Source organism: Vibrio sp. Vb0304 (assembly GCF_033338995.1).
Lineage (GTDB): Bacteria > Pseudomonadota > Gammaproteobacteria > Enterobacterales > Vibrionaceae > Vibrio > Vibrio alginolyticus.
The window spans coordinates 1-1072 of record NZ_JAWOTT010000333.1; the positions used below are offsets into that span (position 1 = coordinate 1).

Sequence of the window (1072 nt, forward strand, 5' to 3'; positions counted from 1 at the left end):
TTGTTTAGCAAACTCTTTTCTTTTAACACTTCCATAACCTCTGTGCTAATAAAATGTAAAATCCTAAAATTACCCACCAGCCTGTAATTGTTTTATGGATAATTATCTCGCCTTGCTTTTTACACGTATCGTTCACAATTGGCAATATGCAGCAGAAGCTTATTGATGAAATAATCGATATTTCATTGACTGGTGCTAATTTTTTGCACGATAGCAAACGATTGCCATTTGCTTGGTGTATGGATTTTGTATCTCGATGTGTCCTTTGGTGATAAATCACGTTTGTTGAAATTAAGTTAATGTTAATGGCTTGTTCAACGGTGGAGTTGAGGAAGGGCTTTGGTTTTTTGGTTTGATATTTATAACAATAATTAGCTAACACGCTCACATTTTGGTTAGTGCGGGCATCTGAATGTTAAATTTTTTACATTCTTGCGTTTTTAAATCTTGTAAATGTAATGTTAATAAAAGGCGGTGTGGCTTTTCCAAGCCTCCTAGTCGCCCATGATGCGTGACTCTCTTAAAGGAATTCACGAACAACAATGAAAATGACAAAGTTTTAGAGGGTAAGCCATTATGATGAATCTTGCTGCTGCCTTGCAGAGAAATGCTGCAAGTAAACCGAATAAAACGGCTTTGATATGTGGTGATAAAAAATTCACATACGCAGAATTTGACGCGATTGCGGGTAAGATCGCGACTTCGATGATTAAAGCGGGCGTCAAACCGGGAGACCGAGTGGCGTTATCGTGCCCGAATTTGCCTTTCTTTCCTTTCGTTTATTTTGCGGTTCAGAAGGCGGGTGCCGTTACCGTTCCGCTGAACGTGTTGCTCAAATCTAGAGAAATCAAATACCACCTAGAAGATTCGAAAGCGAAGTTTTACTTCTGTTTTGAAGGAACGCCCGAACTGCCAATGGCGAAAGAAGGCATGAAAGCGTTTAAAGAGGTGGATGCGTGTGAAACGATGATCGTAATGACGCAAGATCAAACGCAAAAAGAGTGCCAAGGTTTACCGACACTGACGTCTTTTATAGAAGATATCGAACCTTTGGCGGATTACGTTGCTCGCG

At 40.0% G+C, this 1072-nt stretch carries 1 protein-coding gene; it reads left to right on the top strand.

Annotation, left to right across the window (positions count from 1 at the left end; genetic code table 11):
• Positions 1–576: 576 nt before the first annotated feature.
• The coding region (locus tag R7P35_RS26040) for an AMP-binding protein (RefSeq protein ID WP_318093362.1) at positions 577–1072 on the top strand (496 nt) is incomplete at its 3' end.